We start from the raw sequence: 22,001 nt of genomic DNA on the forward strand, positions 1-22,001 counted from the left end.
CCTGGGCCTGATTATCGATTGTTTTGTGCGGAGCCCTGATTGCGTTTAGACGCATCCGGAACCAGGCGATAAAACGTTTCGCCCGGCTTAGTCATACTAAGTTCATTGCGTGCGCGCTCCTCAATCGCCTCCTGGCCGCCATTGAGGTCATCAATTTCAGCAAAAAGTTGATCGTTACGCGCTTTAAGTTTGGCGTTTGTCGCCTGCTGTGCCGCGACGTCATCGCTCACCCGGCTGTAGTCGTGCAGTCCGTTTTTGCCGAACCACAGCGAATATTGCAGCCAGACCAGCAAAGCCAGCAACAGCAGCGTTAGTTTACCCATCCTGCCCCCTGAAAAAACGGCATCATCATCCCATAACTTTCCGCTGGACTCTACTGCGGGGTTTTAATTATGCCGTAAGTTAGCCCATCAGCCATAAAAACAGCAGGCCAAAGATGACCACAACGGTGGCGATAGTGATGAGCGTACTATACAGGAGCTTGCCGTTGAAAAGGGAGTGCAGCGCCACGCCCACCACAACCGCAACGGGCATCAGCGCGAGGAAGAAAGGCCAGGTATAGAGGAAGAAAAAGAGGGTGTTTCCACCGTAGATCAAGAACGGGATACCCAGCGCCAGTAGCCACGACACAAAGCCGACAATCGCCCCAGGGAAGGACCAGGTCGTCTCGTCGTCGGTCGTTAACGGTTCCGACCCGGTGGTAATCATGTAGTTTTCACTGTTGCGCATAGCTAATCCTGTGACCGTGACTCATCGCTCGGGAAGACAGCTCCCGAACGATACCGTCTCAGGATCTGATAATATCGTCCCGTCTGAGCAGGTCTAATAATTGGCTTACTAAATTTGTTACCAATTGTTGACCTTCCAGATGAATCTCAGGGGATTCAGGCGCTTCGTAAACCGAGTCAATACCGGTGAAGTTTCGCAGCTCTCCCGCGCGGGCTTTTTTATACAGCCCTTTCGGATCGCGCGCTTCGCAGATTGCCAGCGGCGTATCCACAAACACTTCAATGAAGCGATTCCGGCCCACGCGCTCACGCACCATCTGACGTTCGGCGCGGTGCGGTGAGATAAACGCCGTCAGCACCACCAGCCCGGCATCCGCCATCAGGCTGGCGACTTCTCCCACCCGGCGAATGTTCTCTTTACGGTCTTCATCGCTGAACCCTAAATCGCTACACAGGCCGTGACGCACGTTGTCGCCGTCCAGCAGGTAGGTGCTCACTCCCTGCTGATGCAGCGCCTCTTCCAGCGCGCCTGCCACCGTGGATTTACCGGAGCCAGACAGCCCGGTAAACCACAGCACAACCCCACGGTGACCGTGGAGCTGTTCGCGCTGGGCGACGGTGACCGGATGAGGATGCCAGACGACGTTCTCATCATGGGCAGCCATTACTTGCCTCCCAGCAAATCGCGTGCGCCCCAGTGCGGGAAGTGTTTACGCACCAGCGCATTCAGCTCAAGTTCAAACGCGCTGAACTCAGAGGCCACGGTAGCCTGCGCGTTTGGCTCACGGACCATCCCGGCGCCGACGGTGACGTTGGTCAGGCGGTCGATAAAGATCAGCCCGCCCGTCACCGGATTCTGCTGATATGGATCCAGCACCAGCGGCTCGTCGAAGGTCAGATCCACCAGACCGATGCCATTCAGCGGCAGCTCGCTCACGTCACGGTGGGTCAGGTTGTTGATGTCCACCTGGAACTGAATGCCGTCCACGCGGGCGCGGGTTTTCTTGCCGGCAATTTTAATGTCATAGCTCTGGCCTGCGGTCAGGGGCTGTTCCGCCATCCACACCACGTCCACGGATGCGCCCTGCACCGCCGCCAGCGTTTCCTGCGCGTCGACCAGCAGATCGCCGCGGCTGATGTCAATCTCGTTTTTTAGCACCAGGGTTACCGCTTCACCTGCCCCTGCTTCGTCCAGATCGCCATCAAAGGTGACGATACGGGCAATGGTCGATTCCACGCCGGACGGCAGCACCTTCACGCGCTGGCCCACGTTGACCGAGCCGGACGCAAGGGTGCCGGAGAAGCCGCGGAAATCGAGGTTCGGACGGTTTACGTACTGCACCGGGAAGCGCATCGGCTGGGTCTCAACCACGCGCTGAATTTCAACGGTTTCCAGCACCTCCAGCAGCGTCGGGCCGCTGTACCACGGCATGTTCGCGCTCTGAGAGGCGACGTTATCCCCTTCCAGCGCCGACAGCGGCACAAAGCGAATATCGAGGTTGCCCGGCAGCTGTTCAGCAAAGGTCAGGTAGCTCTGGCGGATCTCGTCGAATCGCGCTTCGCTGTAGTCCACCAGATCCATTTTGTTCACCGCCACCACCAGGTGTTTGATCCCCAGCAGCGTAGAGATAAAGCTGTGACGACGCGTCTGATCCAGCACGCCTTTACGGGCGTCCATCAGCAGGATCGCCAGGTCACAGGTGGACGCGCCGGTCGCCATGTTACGGGTGTACTGCTCATGCCCCGGGGTGTCGGCGATAATAAATTTGCGCTTTTCGGTAGAGAAGTAGCGATAGGCGACATCAATGGTAATGCCCTGCTCGCGCTCCGCCTGCAAGCCGTCCACCAGCAGCGCCAGGTCGAGTTTTTCGCCCTGGGTGCCGTGGCGTTTACTGTCATTGTGCAGGGAAGAGAGCTGATCTTCGTAAATTTGTCGCGTGTCGTGCAGCAGACGACCAATCAGGGTACTTTTCCCGTCATCAACGCTGCCGCAGGTCAGGAAACGCAACAGACTTTTGTACTGTTGGGCGTGCAGATAAGCTTCTACGCCGCCTTCATCGGCAATTTGTTGGGCAATAGTCGTATTCATGGCGGCTCCTTAGAAATAACCCTGACGTTTCTTCAGCTCCATGGAGCCTGCCTGGTCGCGGTCAATCACGCGGCCCTGTCGCTCACTGGTGGTCGACACCAGCATCTCCTCGATGATCTCCGGCAGCGTCTGCGCACTGGATTCCACCGCGCCGGTCAACGGCCAGCAGCCGAGAGTACGGAAACGGACCATCTGTTTTTTGATCACTTCACCCGGCTGTAAATCAATGCGATCGTCGTCGATCATCATCAGCATGCCGTCGCGCTCCAGGACCGGGCGCTCTGCTGCCAGATACAGCGGAACGATCTCAATATTTTCCAGATAGATGTACTGCCAGATATCCAGCTCGGTCCAGTTGGAGAGCGGGAAGACGCGAATGCTTTCGCCCTTGTTGATCTGGCCGTTGTAGTTGTGCCACAGCTCCGGACGCTGGTTTTTCGGGTCCCAGCGGTGGAAGCGGTCGCGGAAAGAGTAGATACGCTCTTTGGCGCGGGATTTCTCTTCGTCACGCCGTGCGCCGCCGAAGGCCGCATCAAAACCGTATTTATTCAGCGCCTGCTTCAGCCCTTCAGTTTTCATGATATCGGTATGCTTGGCGCTGCCGTGCACGAACGGGTTGATGCCCATCGCCACCCCTTCCGGGTTTTTGTGCACCAGCAGCTCGCAGCCGTAGGCTTTGGCGGTACGGTCACGAAACTCGTACATCTCGCGGAATTTCCAGCCGGTATCCACATGCAGCAGCGGGAACGGCAGCGTCCCCGGATAAAACGCTTTACGCGCCAGGTGCAGCATGACGCTGGAATCTTTACCGATGGAGTACATCATCACCGGGTTAGAGAACTCGGCGGCCACTTCGCGGATAATGTGGATACTTTCCGCTTCGAGCTGCCGCAGGTGAGTAAGTCGTTTTTGGTCCATAACCGTTCCTTAAGCCAAATTTACAACAGAAGCGCCGAAGCCTTCTGTGTCGGTTGTGTGTTGGAACCAGGCGAGCGAGCTGTGCAACTGCACCACTTCTCCCACCACGATCAGGGCGGGCATCGGGGCGTCTTTCGCCAGGGTTGCAAGGTCTTGTAAAGTGCCGATGGCGACATGCTGATCGACGCGTGTCCCGCGGGAGATCACTGCTACCGGCGTCGTCGCATCGCGACCGTGCTGAATAAGCTGTTCGCTGATGTCTGCCGCTTTCATCGTGCCCATATAAATCGCCAGCGTTTGTCGGCTCTGGGCGAGATGCGACCAGTCAAACGGCGTGCTGTCGGCTTTATAATGCCCGGTCACAAAGGTCACGCTCTGGGCGTAATCGCGATGGGTCAGCGGAATACCGGCGTAGGCCGTGACGGCAGACGCCGCCGTAATGCCGGGGACCACCTGGAACGGGACGCCCGCTTCGGCTGCCGCCTGCAACTCCTCGCCACCACGGCCGAAGATAAACGGGTCGCCCCCTTTCAGGCGCACCACGGTCTTGCCCGCTTTCGCGGCGGCAATCAGCATTTGATTGGTGTCGTGCTGCGGTACGGAGTGCTCGCCGGCACGTTTACCAACGCAGATTTGCTCCGCGTCACGGCGGATCAGTTCGCGAATACCGTCGGTGACCAGATGGTCGTAGAACACGACATCCGCATCCTGAAGAACCTGGAGGCCACGCAGCGTGAGCAGCCCGGCATCGCCCGGCCCGGCGCCCACCAGAATGATCTCCCCGCCCGTACTGCCGGGGTTATCCAGTTCGTCTTCGAGTATTTGTTGCGCCGCCGTCTCGTTACCGGCATGCATCAGGCTGGCAAAGCGGCCGCGAAACACACGCTCCCAGAAGCGACGGCGTTCCGTCACGCTGGTCAGACGCGTTTTAAGGTGGTTGCGCCAGTAGCTGGCCTTCTCCGCCATGCGCCCGAGGCTGGTCGGCAGCAGCGCTTCGATTTTTTCCCGCAGCACGCGCGCCAGCACCGGTGCGGTGCCGCCGGAGGAGATCGCCACCAGCAGCGGCGAGCGGTCAACAATCGACGGGAAGATAAACGAGCACAGCGGCTGGTCGTCTACCACGTTCACCAGACGGTGACGGTCCTGAGCTGCGTCGGAGATTCGGCGGTTGAGCGCCCGATCTTCGGTTGCCGCAATCACCAGCACCACGCTGTCGATCTGAGACTCTTCAAAATCCGCCTCTGCAACGACCTGCATCTGCGCCCCGGCGCGTTGCAGGAACGCGATTTTGCGATCGGCAATTTCACCCGTCCCGACAACCAGTACCGGTCGGTCTTTCAAGGCGGCAAAAAGGGGGAGATAGTCCACAGGCAACAACTCACTAACAACCAGGAATAAAGGGACTATAGGGGGCGGCTTAGATCGAATGAAATTACGAATTGGAATGAGTAGTTACTCAATGGAATAACGCCGTGGAAAAGCAAATATCAAAAAGTGCTTAACACGCGAAATTTCGGGCATTTAAGCGCAATTCAAATTGTGTCTACCCGATCACAGTTTCATACTATGCGGGTTAAAATTTTGCTCTGTTTTTAAGGACTCACTATGTTTTCCGCAATGCGCCACCGATTCGTTGCCCTGGCGCTCGGCGTTTGCTTTATCCTTCCGGCTCAGGCAAAAAATCAATCTTACGGTGAAATAGCCAGTATGCAGGCGCGGCATATTGCGACGGTCTTTCCGGGCCGCATGACCGGAACCCCAGCCGAAATGCTCTCGGCAGACTATATTCGTCAGCAGTTTGCGGATATGGGCTATGAGAGCGACATTCGCGCTTTCCACAGCCGCTACATCTATACCTCACGCAATAAAACGCAGAACTGGCATAACGTAACCGGCAGCACGGTCATTGCGGCGCACGAAGGAAAGGCGGCTGAGCAGATTATTATTATGGCGCACCTTGATACCTACACGCCGATGAGCGACGCTGATGTCGATAATAACCTCGGCGGGCTGACGCTTCAGGGACTGGATGACAATGCGGCGGGGCTGGGCGTGATGCTTGAGCTGGCCGAACGCCTGAAGAATATTCCGACGAAATACAGCATTCGCTTTGTTGCGACCAGCGGCGAAGAAGAAGGAAAACTCGGCGCTGAGAATCTCCTTAAGCGCATGAGCGCTGAGGAGAAGAAAAATACGTTGCTGGTGATTAACCTCGATAATCTGATCGTGGGGGATAAGCTCTATTTTAATAGCGGACAGAGCACGCCGAGCAGCGTACGTAAACTCACCCGCGACCGCGCGCTGGCGCTTGCCCGCACGCATGGCGTCTATGCCGCGACAAATCCGGGCGGTAACCCCGATTATCCCAAAGGCACAGGCTGCTGTAATGACGGTGAAGTGTTTGATAAGGCGGGCATTCCGGTGCTGTACGTCGAGGCGACGAACTGGGCGCTGGGCAAAAAAGATGGCTATCAGCAGCGCAGCAAATCGAAAGCCTTCCCGGACGGGACCAGCTGGCATGATGTGCGGCTGGATAATCAGCAGCACATTGATAAAGCGCTGCCGCAGCGGATTGAGCACCGCAGCCGGGATGTCGTGAAAGTGATGCTGCCGCTGGTGAAGGAGCTGGCGAAAGCGGGGAAAGCCTGATGCAATTAAGCCCGGTGGCGCTGCGCTTACCGGGCCTACAACGGCACGAAACGTAGGCCCGGTAAGGCGTAGCCGCCACCGGGCGAAAAAACATTACCCTTCGTGCAGCCCGCACTCGCGCTTCAGCCCAAAGAATCGCGTCTCTTCTTCCGCCATTCCCGGTTCCCATTTACGCGTGGTATGGGTGTCGCCTACCGACAGGTAGCCCTGATCCCACAGCGGATGGTACTTCAGCCCGTGCTTTTGCAGATACTGGTACACCGTGCGGTTATCCCAGTCGATGATCGGCAGCACTTTGAACACGCCACGCTGCACCGCCAGCACCGGCAGCGTTGCCCGGCTCCCGGACTGCTCGCGGCGGAGCCCAGCAAACCACGTCTGCGCATGAAGTTCTTTCAGCGCGCGGTTCATCGGCTCGACCTTGTTGATCTCATTGTATTTCTCGATGCCCTCAACGCCCTGCTCCCACAGCTTGCCGTAACGCGCCTCCTGCCAGGCCGCGCTTTCGGTTGCGCGATAAACCTTCAGGTTCAGCTTGAGCTTGTCCGTCAGCTCGTCGATAAACTGATAGGTCTCCGGGAACAGATAACCGGTATCGGTGAGGATCACCGGAATGTCCGGACGGATCTGATTCACCAGATGCAGACTGACCGCCGCCTGAATGCCAAAGCTCGACGAAAGCACATAGTCTCCCGGCAGGTTTTCCAGCGCCCACGCCACGCGCCCTTCGGCGTCGAGCTTTTCCAGTTGGGCGTTAGTTTCTGCCAGGGCCAGAATGCGTTCAACTTTTGGCAGGTCATTAAGGGCGTTTAGATCGAGTACGGACATAAGAACCTCGTTTGCCTGTTTCGCCGGGCGGCACTGCGTTTGCCCGGCCTACAAAACCCGTAGGCCCGGTAAGCGAAGCGCCACCGGGCAAAGGATGGATTACTCCCAGAAATCCCTTGCGGGATCGAGCACCGGGCGAATGATACCCGCACGTACCGTAAAGTCGCCGAAGCCTTCACCCGCTTCGCGCTCTTTCGCCCAGCGTCCGATAAGCACGTCGAGGGAATCGAGAATTTCCGGCTCGGTGATGTTCTCGCGGAACATACGCGGAATACGTGTCCCGATACGGTTACCGCCCAGGTGCAGGTTATAGCGACCCGGCGCTTTCCCTACCAGACCGATTTCGGCCAGCATCGCGCGGCCGCAGCCGTTCGGACAGCCCGTCACGCGCATAACAATATGCTCGTCCGGAATACCGTGTTTTTCCAGAATCGCTTCCACTTTATCAGTGAAGGACGGCAGGAATCGCTCGGCTTCGGCCATCGCCAGCGGACAGGTCGGGAACGACACGCAGGCCATTGAGTTTTCACGCTGCGCGCTCACCGCATTCATCAACCCGTGCTCGCGGGCCAGCTCTTCAATTCTCGCCTTATCGCTTTCCGGCACGCTGGCGACGATCAGGTTCTGGTTGGCGGTAATACGGAACTCGCCTTTGTGGATCTTTGCGATTTCCAGCAGGCCGGTTTTCAGCGGGCGGCCCGGATAATCAAGAATACGGCCGTTTTCGATAAACAGCGTCAGGTGCCAGTTATTGTCGATGCCTTTCACCCAGCCGATGCGATCGCCGCGACCGGTGAATTCGTAAGGGCGGATCGGCTCAAATTTGATCCCCGCACGACGCTCCACTTCCTCTTTGAACGTCTCCACGCCGACGCGTTCGAGCGTGTATTTGGTTTTCGCGTTTTTACGATCGGTACGGTTCCCCCAGTCGCGCTGGGTCGTGACCACCGCCTCTGCCACGGCCAGCGTGTGCTCCAGCGGCAGGAAGCCGAACTCGCTCGCGGTGCGGGCGTAGGTTTTCTTATTACCGTGCTCGATGGACAAACCGCCGCCCACCAGCAGGTTAAAGCCGACCAGCTTGCCGTTTTCGGCAATCGCCACGAAGTTCATGTCGTTGGCGTGCAGGTCGATATCGTTCTGCGGCGGGATCACCACCGTGGTTTTAAACTTACGTGGCAGGTAGGTCTGGCCGAGGATCGGCTCTTCATCGGTGGTGGCGACTTTCTCCTGATCGAGCCAGATCTCCGCATAGGCGCGGGTACGTGGCAGCAGATGTTCGGAGATTTTTTTCGCCCACTCGTACGCTTCGGCGTGCAGCTCAGATTCGTACGGGTTCGAGGTGCAGAGCACGTTACGGTTCATGTCGTTGGCGGTCGCCAGCGCGTCCAGACCCACGGAGTGCAGCATCTGGTGCACCGGCTTGACGTTCTTCTTCAGAATGCCGTGGAACTGGAAGGTCTGACGGTTGGTCAGACGAATGCTGCCGTAGATTGTGTTTTCACCGGCAAACTTGTCGATCGCCTGCCACTGTTTCGTGGTGATTACCCCGCCCGGCAGACGACAGCGCAGCAGCATCGCGTGACGCGGCTCCAGCTTCTGTTCGGCACGCTCGGCGCGGATATCGCGGTCGTCCTGTTGGTACATACCGTGGAAACGGATCAGCAGGAAGTTGTCGCCTTTGAAACCGCCGGTCAGGCCGTCATTTAAATCTTCGGCAATGGTACCGCGCAGGTAGTTGCTCTCTACCTTCATGCGCTCGGCATCAGTCAGTTTGCCTTCGACCACCAGTGGGCCAGGATGTTTTTCGCTCATTAGTAGACATCTCGCTGATAACGGCGCTCTACGCGCAGCTCACTTAAAAATTCATCCGCCGTTTCGGCATCCATACCGCCGAATTCGGCAATCACTTCCAGCAGTGCCTGCTCAACGTCTTTCGCCATGCGATTGGCGTCGCCGCAGACATAAATGTGGGCGCCGTCATTGATCCAGCGCCACAGCTCTGCGCCCTGTTCGCGCAGTTTGTCTTGTACGTATACTTTTTCTTTCTGATCGCGGGACCAGGCCAGATCGATGCGGGTCAGCACGCCCTCTTTGACGTAGCGCTGCCACTCAACCTGGTAGAGGAAATCTTCAGTAAAGTGCGGGTTGCCGAAGAACAGCCAGTTTTTACCCGCCGCGTCGTCTGCTGCACGCTGCTGCATAAAGGCGCGGAATGGCGCAATACCGGTGCCCGGGCCAATCATAATCACCGGCGTTTCGGGGTTCGCCGGCAGGCGGAAGTTGTCGTTGTGCTCGATAAAGACGCGAACTTCACCCTCTTCTTCCACGCGGTCTGCCAGGAAGCCTGACGCCCCACCCGCGCGCGCGCGGCCTTCGATGTCGTAACGCACCACGCTAACGGTGATGTGGACTTCGTTTTCCACTTCCGCCTGCGAGGAGGCGATGGAGTACAGGCGCGGGGTCAGCGGACGCAGCAGGCCGACCAGCGCGTCAGCATCCAGCTGTGCCGGAGAGAAACGCACCATATCGACAATCGGCGTTGTCGCCGCGTATTGCTGTAACTTCGCCTTGTCCCCGACCAGCGGAAGGAGCGATTCGCTGCGGGTTAAGGTGGCGTAGTTTTCAACGATGTTGGCGGTGTTCACCGTCAGTTCGAAATGCCACTGGAGCGCCTCGGAGATCGAGAGCGTTTTGCCATCCACGGTAACCGGTTCATCGCCTTTCAACCACAGCAGCTCGACCAGCTCTTTCACCAGCGCCGGATCGTTCTGATACCAGACGCCCAGCGCATCGCCAGGCTGGTAACGCAGGCCAGAGTCACCGAGATCGATTTCGATATGGCGCACGTCTTTTTCTGAATCACGGCCCGTGATTTTCTGGTTTACCGACAGGCTCGCCGTCAGCGGCGCCTCTTTCGTGTAAGGGCTGGTGTGGATTTCGTTAACGGTGCCGGCTACGGTAACGGCGGCCTGCGCTGGCGTCTCTTTCGGGACGCGGGCCTTCAGCACCTCAACGATGCGCGCCCGCCATTCGGCGGCGGCGGCCTGGTATTCCACGTCAGCGTCTACGCGATCCAGCAGGCGCTCTGCGCCCAGCTCCGCCAGCTTGCTGTCGAAATCTTTACCGGACTGGCAGAAAAATTCATAGGACGTATCACCGAGGCCGAAGACGGCAAAGGCGGTGCCCTCGAGCTTTGGCGCTTTTTTCGAGAACAGGAACTTATGCAGCGCGACGGCTTCTTCAGCAGGCTCACCTTCCCCCTGCGTTGACGCCACCACCACCAGCAGTTTTTCTGACGCGATCTGTTTGAATTTATAATCCCCGGCGTTGACCAAGTTAACGTTCAGCTTCGCGGCGAGCAGGTCATCACGCAGCGCTTCGGCCACACGACGGGCATTACCCGTTTGCGAAGCGGAGATAAGCGTGATGGCAGGAATTTCAACGGCCGTTGGCGGGACGCCTGCCACAGCACCCGGCTGCTGGTTCAGCATTCCCCAGAAATAGCCGGAGACCCAGGCAAGCTGGGTGGGTGAAAAATCGGAAGTCGCGGCCTGGAGGCGCGCCAGTTGCTCCGGGTTAAGGGGAAGCAAATTTGAAGGTGGGGCCTGTGTTGTCATGCGTCGTTATGTTCCAGTAGCAAAGCGGACTTTAAGCGAATAAATCCAAACTGAAGATAAGGTTAACGGCGGGGATAATAACAATTAAAGAAGGGATGGAAATAATAAATAACCAAATGGACTAACCTGTTTTAGTTATCGTTCTTAACGATAAAAGCGATTAAATAACTACATGAAATAAAACAACAAAAGTCGATAAACACCATGAATACGAGGCGGTGACCGTTCAGAGCCGTTTTAGTTAATGATAAAAATTGTGCTTTCCGGTACTATGCGGCGGTTTTTTCCGCATTCCTGAGAGCTATGATGTCCACCACACTGTTTAAAGATTTCACCTTCGAAGCCGCACACCACCTTCCACACGTTCCTGCCGGGCACAAATGTGGCCGCCTGCATGGACACTCGTTTATGGTGCGTCTTGAAATCACCGGTGAAGTCGATCCCCATACGGGCTGGATCATGGACTTTGCCGAACTGAAGGCCGCGTTTAAGCCGACCTACGATCGTCTCGATCACTACTATCTGAATGATATTCCGGGCCTTGAAAACCCGACCAGCGAAGTGCTGGCGAAATGGATTTGGGATCAGATGAAACCGCTTGTGCCGCTGCTGAGCGCGGTGATGATCAAAGAGACCTGCACGGCAGGCTGCGTCTACCGCGGGGAGTGAATCTCCTCCGTTTCGGCCTCAAGAGGCACGAGCGGCGTAAACTCATAGAGCACCAGCGCATTACTCTCCAGTGATTCTGTCAGTTGCCAGCCGTCATCAATGCGTTCATCGTACAGGGAAAGCGTTGGACGCGCTTTGTGCGCTATCCAGCGCCACATCTCTTCGTCAGGGCCGCTTTCGCTGCCTACCCCTTCAAGCAACGGATAGAGCGCGCCGTTATGCTGATCGAAAAGATGGCGTTTAATTCGCCAAATACCGCGCATTCCCTTCAGGTGTAAATGATACTGCTGGTGAAAACGCTGGATGAATGCTTCTTCACTGGAAAGGAGCGGATTAAAAACCACCACATTACGCAGCAGCAACTGGTAACCATTGTGATGGCGCATGAGCAGAACACGCCCGTCGTTTACCAGCACCTCGCCCCGCAGGCGTTGCCAGAGCCAGAGTACCCAATAAACCGGCCGTGGGAGACCATGGTTGTACTGTAGCGCAAGGCTTGACGTATCGATGGTATTGTTCGCACGAGCTTCACCCTGAAGGCCCGAATTGAGCCAGAATCCCCCTAGCCAGACCTGCTCCGATAGCCCGAGCAGGCTTTGCATCAGCAGCGCCCCACGAAAAAACCAGCCGTTTGTCGCCCGCGTGTTCCCGGTGAGGGTATTCCAGGAGAGAAGCCAGACGGGAAGCGAACATTTGCGCAGACGAAGGGCGGCGATAATCTGGCGGATCTTCTGTACCGGATAATTTTCTGTAGAAGAGAGTTGGGCTGGCTCCCGCTGCGCAGGATCGAGAAGTTCATTGGCATCGGCTGAACAGGCAAGAAAATCGGCCTGCATCAGGATGGCTGAGCTGAACAGGGTATTGTCGCTCACGCCCGCGCTGTCGGGTGAAAATCGATGCCATAAACCAAACTTTGCCTGTGGCAGATAGTTGCGTATGACGTTTTGCTGCGCCAGCCAGACCTGCTCCCGGGTCTCCTCACTCGCCTGTGTTGACCAGTGCATGACAAAGTGCCAGCCCGCGGTGATCTCGGGCGAAAAATGATTGACCGACCGTTGTAAAAAACGGGCAAGTAGATCGCGACGGGTCGTTACGCCGGTGTGCAGCAGCACCGTCCATTGCTTTTTTGCCAGCCAGGTGAAGAGCTGATGCAGATTGTACCAGCAGGCGTAGCCCGCCATCTGGGGGTCATCCCACCCGGTGGCAAACAGACGGCTGCTGAGAAAAGGTTCGGCGATATCAATTCCCTCTATGGGAATGGCCTCATTTATCGCTTCAAGATTCTGACGAACGTCCTCACGCAGTAAATCGTCGAGCTCACGCAGAGTAATGACTACCCGCATACGGCGCAGCGAGGTGGAGAGAGGATTAAGCTGCTCAAGATCCAGTGTCTGCTCCTGCTGCGGGCGATCGATAAGCGGGGAGGCTCCCCAGCCGCGCGCCACCGGTTCATTGAGCAGGCTAAACAGCTTATCCATGGCCACCGGATAGCGCTGCTCACACCTGTCCGTACGAACACGTGTGGCCTCCGGGTGCTGGCGTCGGGACTTACGAAACTCACCCGGGGACATATTGTGAACACGCCGAAACCGATCGGTCATCATACGCGTGCTGGCGAAACCCTGCTCAAGCGCAATCTGATGCAGCGGTCGGTTCGTCAGACGGAGCGCGTCAGCCGCCTTTTCCAGCCGCAGGGTGGTGATGTACTGCATGAAACTGATCCCCACCTCCTTGCGAAAGAGACGAGAGAGCCAGGCTTCAGAGACATATTCACTCGCGGCGATTTCCGCAAGCGTAATACGGCGAGAATAACTGGCATTGATCCGCTCTATCACCCGGGCAATGCGTTTGCTGTGCGCTGGGGAAAGTTCACGGGACAAAAACCGGGCGGGCTGCTGAAAGCGGCTGGTCAGCAACAGCAATATCTCGCTCAGCCAGCGGTACGCCTCCAGCCGGTAGCGGTGTGGGTCGTTGATGAGGGTGACCACAAGAAGCTGGCGCAGCAGATCGCGAAGCGCATCGCATTGGGGCCAGACGCCTCCGGCTTCTGCCGGTATAGCGTAATCATGGACAAAAAAATCATTGCAGAGCTGGACCACCCAGCGCCCGGAAAGGGACACGCGCAGGGTGATATTTGCCGTTTCGCTCGTGAACTGCCAGCACCGATGACGGTTGATGATGGCAAGGGTATTGGCCTCCAGGATGTCACGTCCCACATCGGTATTCAGCTCAGCCCGCCCTTCCAGCACCCAGAGCAACGTTAGCGTATCGCCTTCATCCTCCACGCAGTGGCGAATGTCCTGGATCTCCACCCAAAATTCATCTCCCCGCTGATTCATCTTTCCCCTCATCAAAGACAAATAATGACCGGCTCTTTTTTGTCATAACGGAATTGTATGAAAAACAATCAAAACAAAACCGTCGCTTTACAACAAAAAAATGCATTTTCTGGCAGTGCGATCGTCATAGACTCGAAATTATCACCGTTTGGCATAAAAAGGATAACAAAAATGACACATCCAATTATCGAAGCTCTGCGCGGCAAAGAGGCCCAGTTCACTGAATTACGTCGCTATTTTCATCAGCATCCTGAAATTGGTTTTGAGGAGCACAATACGAGCGATCGCGTTGCGGCGTTGCTTGAGGAATGGGGATATGAGGTTCATCGCGGCCTGGCGAAAACCGGTGTGGTCGGCACGCTGAAGGTGGGTAACGGGCCTAAACGCCTGGGTCTGCGCGCCGACATGGATGCGCTGCCTATGCAGGAAAACAGCGGCAAGGCCTGGAGCAGTACCGTTGAGGGTAAATTCCACGGCTGCGGTCATGACGGCCACACCACAACGCTCCTGTATGCAGCGGAGTACCTGGCACGCACCCGCAATTTTAACGGCACGCTGCACCTTATTTTTCAGCCTGCGGAAGAACTTCTGTATGGCGGACGCGTTATGGTAGAGGACGGTTTGTTTGACCTGTTCCCCTGCGACCACATTTTTGGTCTGCACAATATGCCGTCACAGCCCGTCGGAAAAATTGGTCTGCGCGATGGCGCCATGATGGCCTCTTCTGACACCCTTCATATTGAGGTTAACGGCGTGGGGGGTCACGGTGCGGTGCCAGAACATACCGTAGATGCCACCCTGGTTGCCTGTCATATCACTATCGCTTTGCAGTCCATTGTTTCGCGCAATATCACCCCTTTTCAGCCTGCCGTCGTTACCGTAGGCAGCATTCAGGCTGGACATGCCCCCAACATCATCAACGACAAAGTATTGATGAAACTTACCGTGCGCACGCTGGATGAAAGCGTGCGGCAAACCGTGCTACAGCGCATCCATGATATCGCCGTTGCGCAGGCGGAAAGTTTCAATGCCACGGCTACCATTCGACACATTAATGGCAGCCCGGTACTGAAAAACAATCCGCAAGCCAATGAGATGGTGCGCAGCGTCGCCACCGATCTGTTCGGTCAGGATTCCGTCGCGGAGGTGAATGCGTTTATGGGCAGCGAGGACTTTGCGTTCATGCTCGAGAAAAATCCCAATGGCTGTTATTTCACCCTTGGCGCTGGCGATGAGCCTGACCGCTGCATGGTGCATAACCCGGGCTACGACTTTAACGACACTATTCTCCTCACCGGCGCGGCGCTGTGGGCCGCACTGACCGAACACTATCTGCGCTGATTCGCACCTTCCCGGGAGGGCTGCATTATGAGTACCGTTTCCCTGACAGACGCATCCGCCTACGCCGGTAACGATCGGCTGCTGGCGGGTATCGTCATGAGCGTTCTGACCTTCTGGCTGTTTGCCCAGTCGGTTATCAACGTGGTTCCGGCCATGCAGAATAGCCTCGACATTGCCCTCGAAACCCTTACGCTGGCCGTCAGCCTGAGCGCGTTGTTTAGCGGCTGTTTTGTCGTAGCCTGCGGTGGGTTTGCCGATAAGTTTGGGCGCATGCGCCTGACCATGACAGGCCTGATTTTGAGCATAATCGGAAGCGGTCTGCTGTTCATTTCATGGGAGCCCGTCCTGTTTCTGTTGGGAAGAGCGATACAGGGGCTATCCGCGGCCTGCATCATGCCCGCCACGCTGGCGCTGATTAAGACCTGGTATGAAGGGAAAGCACGCCAGCGCGCAATCAGCTTCTGGGTTATTGGTTCATGGGGAGGGAGTGGCCTGAGCTCGTTTGTGGGAGGCGCCATCGCCACCACGCTGGGCTGGCGCTGGATTTTTATTTTGTCGATAGTGGTGGCTCTGGTCGCGCTATTGCTTATCCGCGCCACGCCGGAAAGCCGCAGCCCTGATGCGTGTCGACACAAACTGGATATCAGCGGCCTGGTGAGTTTTGTCCTTATGCTGGTGCTGTTCAATCTGTTTATCAGCAAAGGACACAGCTGGGGCTGGAGCAGCAGTTTATCGCTTCTTGTACTGTGTGGAGCCGTGATTGCACTGATGTGCTTTGTCGTTACCGGGCGGCGGAAGGGCGATGCGGCATTGATCGATTTCGCCCTGTTTAAAAACCGTGCCTATAGCGCCTCGGTATTCTCAAATTTCCTGCTCAACGGCTGCATTGGCACCATGATGATCGCCAGCATCTGGTTGCAGCAAGGCCATCATCTGTCACCGCTACAGACCGGTATGATGACGCTGGGGTATCTGGTTACCGTACTGGCGATGATCCGGGTGGGTGAAAAACTGCTTCAGCGCTATGGCGCCAGGCTGCCGATGATGACCGGCCCGCTGCTGACCGCAACAGGTATTACGCTGATTTCATGCACCTTCTTAAGCAAAGAGGTCTACATTGTCACCGTCTTTCTGAGCAATATTTTATTCGGGCTGGGGCTCGGATGTTACGCCACGCCCTCAACGGACACGGCGGTAATGAATGCCCCTGAAAACAAAGTGGGGGTGGCTTCAGGGATCTATAAGATGGGCAGTTCCCTGGGCGGCGCAATGGGGATCGCGGTCACCGCATCGCTGTACGCCCTATGGCTGCCGATGGGAACGGCCAGTGCCGCGCAGTATGCCTTGCTGTTCAACAGTGCGATTTGCCTTGGGTCGGCAGTCGTGACCTGGGCTTTACTGCCAACAACAAAAGCCCCGCGTTAAGCGGGGCCACACAAGTATCAGGCAATGTTCAGATATTTGTGCGTCTGCATCGACAGGCGCCAGTTGCGGGCGATACAGGTTTCAATGCACAGACGGGTTGCATCGTCTTTCTGGCTGATAGGCTGTAGCGCGATCACGCGCTGCTTTTCGTCCGTCAGCGTCGCCAGCAGTTCGTCCAGCGCTTCGATGTCACGCACGCGCCCCACCGGATGTTTGATCTCATCCGCACGCTCAAGCGCCTGCGACAACACGTCATAACCGCCACGCATATTCACTTTCGGTGAAACCGTTACCCACGTTGAATGGGAGCAGCGCACTTCATGGGTACCGCTGGTTTCGATCTGACAGCTATAGCCGTTCTTCTCGAGCAGTTCGGTGAGGGGCATCAGATCGTGAATGCAGGGTTCCCCGCCGGTGATCACCACATGCCGCGCCGTCCAGCCCTGACGACCAATAATGGCAAGCAGATCTTCCGCGCTGCCCGCGCCCCATTTATCGCTCTCTTTGGTTTTCGCCAGAATGCTGAACAGCGACACTTCCCGATCTGCGAGCTTATCCCACGTATGTTTGGTATCACACCAGGCGCAGCCAACCGGGCATCCCTGTAAACGAATAAAGATAGCGGGAACGCCGGTAAAGTAACCCTCGCCTTGCAGGGTCTGGAACATCTCGTTAATCGGGTACTGCATAGTCAACTCTGTTAAGGGAATAAACGATAAGTATCGCAGATCCCCGTCAGATGATCATGCTCCATCGGTGCTTTGCGCGCCAATTGCCGCCATAAACCGTTCCGTAATTTGCTGCGGTCGGGTGATCGCCCCGCCGACGACAACCGTATGCGCCCCCAACTCCAGACACCTGGCCGCGCGATCGGGGGTATCCACGTTACCTTCGGCAATCACGGGGATCGTGACGGCAGACAGCACCTCTTTCAAAAACGCGCAGTCATTTTCCGGTAGCGAATGGCCCGCGGTCTCTGCCGTATAACCGTAAAGGGTGGTTCCGACACAATCAAACCCCAGCGCCTGCGCGGTCACGGCCTCCTGCACGGTGGCAATATCCGCCATCAGCAGCAGCGAAGGGTAACGGGTGCGGATCTGCGCGATCAGCATGTCCAGCGATACGCCACCGGGCCGTTTCCGGGCGGTTGCATCCAGCGCAACGATGTCCGGGGCGACCGCCATCAGCTCATCCACTTCTTTGAGCGTCGCGGTGATAAACACCTCGCTATCCGGATAGTCCCGTTTGATGATGCCGATGACCGGCAGTGAGACCAGCCCTTTGATAGCCTTGATATCCACCACGCTATTGGCGCGGATCGCAGCGGCACCGCCCTGGGCTGCCGCCAGCGCCATTCGCGACATAATAAACGGGCTGTGCAGCGGTTCATTTTCCAGCGCCTGGCAGGAGACGACCAGTTTTCCTTTCAGGTTATCCAGTACAGTTTTCATTACGATAAGATCTCTTCCACTTCGTTTTTGATAAGGGTGACGTGCGGGCCATAGATGACCTGGACACCGTTGCCGCGGACGATAACGCCGCGCGCGCCGGTCGCTTTCAGTGCTGCTTCATTGACTTTGCTACCGTCTTTCACCGTGACGCGAAGACGCGTGGCGCAGCAGTCAACGTCATCCAGATTGTCTCTTCCACCCAATCCGGCGATCACCGCCGCGGCACGCTCGCTTTGCGGCAGGGTAGCCTCGTCAGCCAACGCCTCCTTTTCACGGCCCGGCGTGGCAAAATCAAAACGTTTAATCAGATAGCGGAAAGTACAGTAGTAAAGGAAGAACCACGGTACGCCTACCAGCGGGACGAACATCCAGTTAGTTTTCGCTTCACCCTGCAAAATGCCGAACAGCACGAAATCAATAAACCCGCCGGAGAAAGTTTGCCCGATGGTGATATGCAGCATGTGCGCGAGCATAAACGCCAGCCCGTCAAACAGCGCATGAATGACGTACAGCACCGGCGCAATAAACAGGAATGAGAACTCGATGGGCTCGGTAATGCCCGTCAGGAAAGAGGTTAACGCCGCTGACAGCAGCAGCCCGGCTACGCGCTTCTTGTTCTCGGGTTTAGCCGTGTGGTACATCGCCAGGCAGGCGCCCAGCAGGCCAAACATCATCGTAATAAAGCGCCCGGACATGAAGCGCGACGTGCCCTCATAGAAGTGCTGGGTGTTCGGGTCCGCGAGCTGAGCAAAGAAGATCCGCTGCGTGCCCTCAACCAGGTGACCGTTAACAATTTCACTGCCGCCAAGCGCGGTAGTCCAGAACGGCAGATAAAAGATGTGGTGCAGGCCAAACGGGCCAAGCATGCGCAGGATAAAACCGTACAGCAATGTCCCCAGATAGCCGGTGGCATCCACCAACCCGCCAAGGCCAAAGATCAGCTTCTGAAAATGCGGCCAGACCACGGTCATCAGCGCGCCGACAAGTATCGCCGCCAGCGAGCTGATAATGGGAACGAAGCGCGAGCCGCCAAAAAAGCCCAGAAATTGCGGAAGCGCGATTTTATTAAACCGATGATGCAGTGCGCAGGTCACAAGCCCAATAACGACCCCACCAAACACGCCCGTTTCAAGCGTCTGAATACCCAGCGTCATGCCCTGCCCTACGGCGCCCGGGTTCTCATACGCCAGTTTTCCGGTCAGGATCAGCAGCGCATTGATAGTGGCATTCATCACCAGATAAGCGAGTAATGCCGCCAGCCCTGCCGTACCTTTATCATTTTTTGCCAGCCCAACGGCGACCCCAACAGCAAACAGTACCGACAGGTTTGCGAACACAATCGAGCCTGCACTGCTCATGATGGTAAATATGGCCTGTAGCCAGCCAACGTCTAAAAATGGATACGCGGTTAGCGTATTCGGATTCGATAGCGCCCCGCCGATCCCCAACAACAGACCTGCTGCGGGCAGTATGGCGATAGGTAACATAAAGGATTTGCCAAAGCGCTGCGCTTTTTCAAACCATCCGCCGGAAGACGCTCCGCTGAACATTTGCATCATTTTTTTATCCCCCTAGTTGTTGATGAAAATTTTTACCACATATAATTTTAATTGTGAAAATTACCACCAAAAACCAGGACGCCGATCATACTTTTTCGAAATGACTGGCATCTCTCCCCCGCTTTCCGCCACACTAGTTGGCAGAGAAACGCATTAAGGATCTAGCATGTCGGACCATGAAAACCTGCTGCTGAAGCTACGCCAGGAGGCTTCCGGGTACAGCCCAACGCAACAAAAACTGGGGGAGTTTGTTCTCAACGATCCTGCCAGGGTGCTCTACCTGACGATCACCGAGCTGGCGCGTGAAAGCGGCACCAGCGAGGCCAGCGTCACACGCCTTTGCCGCACGCTGGGCTGTAAGGGATATAACGAATTTAAAATGGCGCTTGCGCTGGATATTCCGCAGGGTTTGCCAGAGCGTCAGGCAGGAGATGCGATAGATAACGTGGTGGATGAGTCTGTCCAGGCGCTGCAAGATACCGCAAAACTCCTCGACCGGGCCCAGCTTGAACAGGCGACACTGGCCCTGCATCAGGCGCAATCAGTGCAAATTTACGGGGTGGCAGCCAGCGCGATTCTGGGGGAGTATTTGCATTACAAGCTGCTGCGACTCGGCAAACCTGCACAGCTGTTTAGCGATATGCATCGCGCCGCCATGAATGCGACGACGCTCTCGAAAGAGACGCTGGTGGTGGCCATCTCAAGTTCTGGCTCTACACGGGATCTGCTTCACGTGGTGAAACTCGCCCGCAAGCGTGGCGTTAAGGTACTGGCGCTCAGCAATACACCCCGCAGCCCGCTGGCCTCCCTGAGCGATTTACAGCTGGTTGCAGCCAAGCCCGAGGGACCGCTGAGCGCGGGTGCGCTCAATGCCAAGGTTGGCGTGATGCTGCTGGTTGAACTGCTTACCACTTCCCTTATTGCAGTAGACAGCCATTACGGTGACGTAAGCCAGCAAACGGCCAGCGCCACGCTGCCGCTTCTGCTATAGAAAACAAAAAACCCGCCGAAGCGGGTTTTTTCATAAGAACGAAAGTTCAGGCTTATGCCTGGCCTTTGATCTCTTTACGACCGTTGTAAGGTGCTTTTTCGCCCAGCGCTTCTTCGATACGAATCAGCTGGTTGTATTTAGCAACACGGTCAGAACGGCTCATAGAACCGGTTTTGATCTGGCCAGCAGCGGTACCCACAGCCAGGTCAGCGATGGTAGCGTCTTCAGTTTCGCCAGAACGGTGAGAGATAACAGCGGTGTAGCCAGCGTCTTTCGCCATTTTGATCGCAGCCAGCGTTTCGGTCAGAGAACCGATCTGGTTGAATTTGATCAGGATGGAGTTAACGATGCCTTTCTCGATGCCTTCTTTCAGGATCTTGGTGTTGGTTACGAACAGATCGTCACCAACCAGCTGGATTTTGTCGCCCAGTACTTTGGTCTGGTATGCGAAACCATCCCAGTCAGACTCGTCCAGACCGTCTTCGATAGAAACGATTGGGTACTGTTTGGTCAGGTCTTCCAGGAAGTGGGTGAACTCTTCGGAGGTGAATGCTTTGTTGCCTTCGCCAGCCAGAACGTATTTTCCGTCTTTGTAGAATTCAGATGCTGCACAGTCCATCGCCAGGGTGATGTCTTTGCCCAGCTCGTAGCCTGCTGCTTTAACCGCTTCAGCGATAACAGCCAGCGCTTCTGCGTTAGAACCCAGGTTCGGCGCGTAGCCACCTTCGTCACCAACAGCAGTGTTCATACCTTTAGCTTTCAGAACTTTAGCCAGGTTGTGGAACACTTCAGAACCCATACGCACCGCTTCTTTCAGGGATTTCGCGCCAACAGGCTGAATCATGAATTCCTGAATATCAACGTTGTTGTCTGCGTGCTCACCACCGTTGATGATGTTCATCATTGGTACAGGCATGGAGTATTTGCCTGGGGTGCCGTTCAGTTCAGCGATGTGCTCGAACAGTGGCATACCTTTAGCAGCTGCTGCTGCTTTGGCGTTCGCCAGGGAAACTGCCAGGATTGCGTTCGCACCGAAGTTAGATTTGTTTTCAGTACCGTCCAGATCGATCATGATCTTGTCGATGCCAGCCTGATCTTTGGCATCTTTGCCAACGATAGCCTGAGCAATAGGACCGTTAACAGCGCCAACCGCTTTCAGTACGCCTTTGCCCATGAAACGGGATTTGTCGCCATCACGCAGTTCCAGCGCTTCGCGGGAACCTGTAGATGCGCCTGATGGAGCAGCAGCCATACCGACGAAACCACCTTCCAGATGAACTTCGGCTTCAACGGTCGGGTTACCACGGGAGTCGATGATTTCACGACCGATGACTTTAACGATTTTGGACATTAGATTTTCCTCAGTACAAGTTAAACTAAAACTCCAGACAAACAAC

Annotated in this window: 19 protein-coding genes; 5 read left to right on the top strand and 14 right to left on the bottom strand. The window is 56.3% G+C overall.

Annotated elements, in window-relative coordinates; translation table 11 throughout:
- Positions 1–11 precede the first annotated feature (11 nt).
- The 6 genes from ftsB to cysG form a co-directional block, all read right to left on the bottom strand.
- Positions 12–323, bottom strand: a complete 312-nt coding sequence (gene ftsB, locus ACOTX2_RS13390) for a cell division protein FtsB (protein ID WP_003862095.1) — start codon at positions 321–323, stop codon at positions 12–14.
- 79 nt (positions 324–402) lie between these two features.
- A complete protein-coding gene (locus ACOTX2_RS13395; protein ID WP_006811767.1) occupies positions 403–729 on the bottom strand; it encodes a DUF3561 family protein in 327 nt (108 codons plus the stop codon).
- Between the two features lie 58 nt (positions 730–787).
- Positions 788–1,393, bottom strand: coding sequence for an adenylyl-sulfate kinase (cysC, locus tag ACOTX2_RS13400; RefSeq protein WP_022649188.1), 606 nt, complete (start codon positions 1,391–1,393; stop codon positions 788–790).
- Positions 1,393–2,817: a sulfate adenylyltransferase subunit CysN gene (cysN, locus tag ACOTX2_RS13405; protein WP_063147449.1), complete on the bottom strand. Its 1,425-nt coding sequence runs from the start codon at positions 2,815–2,817 to the stop codon at positions 1,393–1,395. The genes cysC and cysN overlap by 1 nt, the downstream gene beginning before the upstream one ends.
- Positions 2,818–2,826: 9 nt before the next feature.
- Positions 2,827–3,735, bottom strand: a complete 909-nt coding sequence (gene cysD, locus ACOTX2_RS13410) for a sulfate adenylyltransferase subunit CysD (protein ID WP_006811770.1) — start codon at positions 3,733–3,735, stop codon at positions 2,827–2,829.
- Between the two features lie 9 nt (positions 3,736–3,744).
- The gene (gene cysG / locus ACOTX2_RS13415) at positions 3,745–5,103 is read right to left on the bottom strand and encodes a siroheme synthase CysG (protein WP_063147448.1); all 1,359 of its coding nucleotides are present in this window, start codon (positions 5,101–5,103) and stop codon (positions 3,745–3,747) included.
- A 237-nt stretch (positions 5,104–5,340) separates the two neighbouring features.
- Here cysG and ACOTX2_RS13420 point away from each other — a divergent pair, with 237 nt between their 5' ends.
- Positions 5,341–6,384, top strand: coding sequence for an aminopeptidase (locus tag ACOTX2_RS13420; protein WP_063147447.1), 1,044 nt, complete (start codon positions 5,341–5,343; stop codon positions 6,382–6,384).
- A 93-nt stretch (positions 6,385–6,477) separates the two neighbouring features.
- Here ACOTX2_RS13420 and cysH read toward each other — a convergent pair whose 3' ends face one another.
- From cysH to cysJ, 3 genes are all read right to left on the bottom strand, one after another.
- Positions 6,478–7,212 (bottom strand): phosphoadenosine phosphosulfate reductase, encoded by a 735-nt coding sequence (cysH, locus tag ACOTX2_RS13425; protein WP_063147446.1) that lies wholly within the window; start codon positions 7,210–7,212, stop codon positions 6,478–6,480.
- Between the two features lie 99 nt (positions 7,213–7,311).
- The gene (gene cysI, locus ACOTX2_RS13430) at positions 7,312–9,024 is read right to left on the bottom strand and encodes an assimilatory sulfite reductase (NADPH) hemoprotein subunit (RefSeq protein ID WP_023298486.1); all 1,713 of its coding nucleotides are present in this window, start codon (positions 9,022–9,024) and stop codon (positions 7,312–7,314) included.
- Positions 9,024–10,829: an NADPH-dependent assimilatory sulfite reductase flavoprotein subunit gene (gene cysJ, locus ACOTX2_RS13435; protein WP_063147445.1), complete on the bottom strand. Its 1,806-nt coding sequence runs from the start codon at positions 10,827–10,829 to the stop codon at positions 9,024–9,026. The genes cysI and cysJ overlap by 1 nt, the downstream gene beginning before the upstream one ends.
- Before the next feature lie 303 nt (positions 10,830–11,132).
- On the opposite strand from cysJ, the gene queD reads away from it, so the two are divergent.
- On the top strand, positions 11,133–11,498 hold the full coding sequence (gene queD / locus ACOTX2_RS13440; RefSeq protein ID WP_006811776.1) for a 6-carboxytetrahydropterin synthase QueD: 366 nt from the start codon (positions 11,133–11,135) through the stop codon (positions 11,496–11,498).
- On the opposite strand, the gene ACOTX2_RS13445 is transcribed toward queD, so the two are convergent.
- A complete protein-coding gene (locus ACOTX2_RS13445; protein ID WP_063147443.1) occupies positions 11,483–13,837 on the bottom strand; it encodes a helix-turn-helix domain-containing protein in 2,355 nt (784 codons plus the stop codon). The two genes, queD and ACOTX2_RS13445, sit on opposite strands and share 16 nt — an antisense overlap.
- A 171-nt stretch (positions 13,838–14,008) precedes the next feature.
- On the opposite strand from ACOTX2_RS13445, the gene ACOTX2_RS13450 reads away from it, so the two are divergent.
- Entirely contained in the window at positions 14,009–15,178 is a 1,170-nt protein-coding gene (locus ACOTX2_RS13450) for a M20 aminoacylase family protein (RefSeq protein WP_022649197.1), read from the top strand.
- 27 nt (positions 15,179–15,205) lie between these two features.
- A complete protein-coding gene (locus tag ACOTX2_RS13455; protein ID WP_063147442.1) occupies positions 15,206–16,603 on the top strand; it encodes an MFS transporter in 1,398 nt (465 codons plus the stop codon).
- Positions 16,604–16,620: 17 nt separating this feature from the next.
- Here ACOTX2_RS13455 and queE read toward each other — a convergent pair whose 3' ends face one another.
- Genes queE through ACOTX2_RS13470 form a run of 3 tightly spaced genes read right to left on the bottom strand, consistent with a single transcriptional unit; the run spans position 16,621 to position 19,613 of the window.
- The gene (gene queE / locus ACOTX2_RS13460) at positions 16,621–17,292 is read right to left on the bottom strand and encodes a 7-carboxy-7-deazaguanine synthase QueE (RefSeq protein WP_006811780.1); all 672 of its coding nucleotides are present in this window, start codon (positions 17,290–17,292) and stop codon (positions 16,621–16,623) included.
- 54 nt (positions 17,293–17,346) lie between these two features.
- The gene (locus ACOTX2_RS13465; RefSeq protein WP_023298492.1) at positions 17,347–18,054 is read right to left on the bottom strand and encodes an N-acetylmannosamine-6-phosphate 2-epimerase; all 708 of its coding nucleotides are present in this window, start codon (positions 18,052–18,054) and stop codon (positions 17,347–17,349) included.
- Positions 18,054–19,613, bottom strand: coding sequence for a maltose/glucose-specific PTS transporter subunit IIC (locus ACOTX2_RS13470; RefSeq protein ID WP_063147486.1), 1,560 nt, complete (start codon positions 19,611–19,613; stop codon positions 18,054–18,056). Before ACOTX2_RS13470 ends, ACOTX2_RS13465 begins: the two co-directional genes overlap by 1 nt.
- 166 nt (positions 19,614–19,779) lie before the next feature.
- Here ACOTX2_RS13470 and ACOTX2_RS13475 point away from each other — a divergent pair, with 166 nt between their 5' ends.
- On the top strand, positions 19,780–20,604 hold the full coding sequence (locus tag ACOTX2_RS13475) for a MurR/RpiR family transcriptional regulator (protein WP_063147441.1): 825 nt from the start codon (positions 19,780–19,782) through the stop codon (positions 20,602–20,604).
- Between the two features lie 52 nt (positions 20,605–20,656).
- Here ACOTX2_RS13475 and eno read toward each other — a convergent pair whose 3' ends face one another.
- The gene (eno, locus tag ACOTX2_RS13480) at positions 20,657–21,955 is read right to left on the bottom strand and encodes a phosphopyruvate hydratase (RefSeq protein ID WP_022649201.1); all 1,299 of its coding nucleotides are present in this window, start codon (positions 21,953–21,955) and stop codon (positions 20,657–20,659) included.
- Between the last annotated feature and the right edge of the window lie 46 nt (positions 21,956–22,001).

Source organism: Enterobacter cloacae complex sp. IR5412 (assembly GCF_049237385.1).
Classification (GTDB): domain Bacteria; phylum Pseudomonadota; class Gammaproteobacteria; order Enterobacterales; family Enterobacteriaceae; genus Enterobacter; species Enterobacter intestinihominis.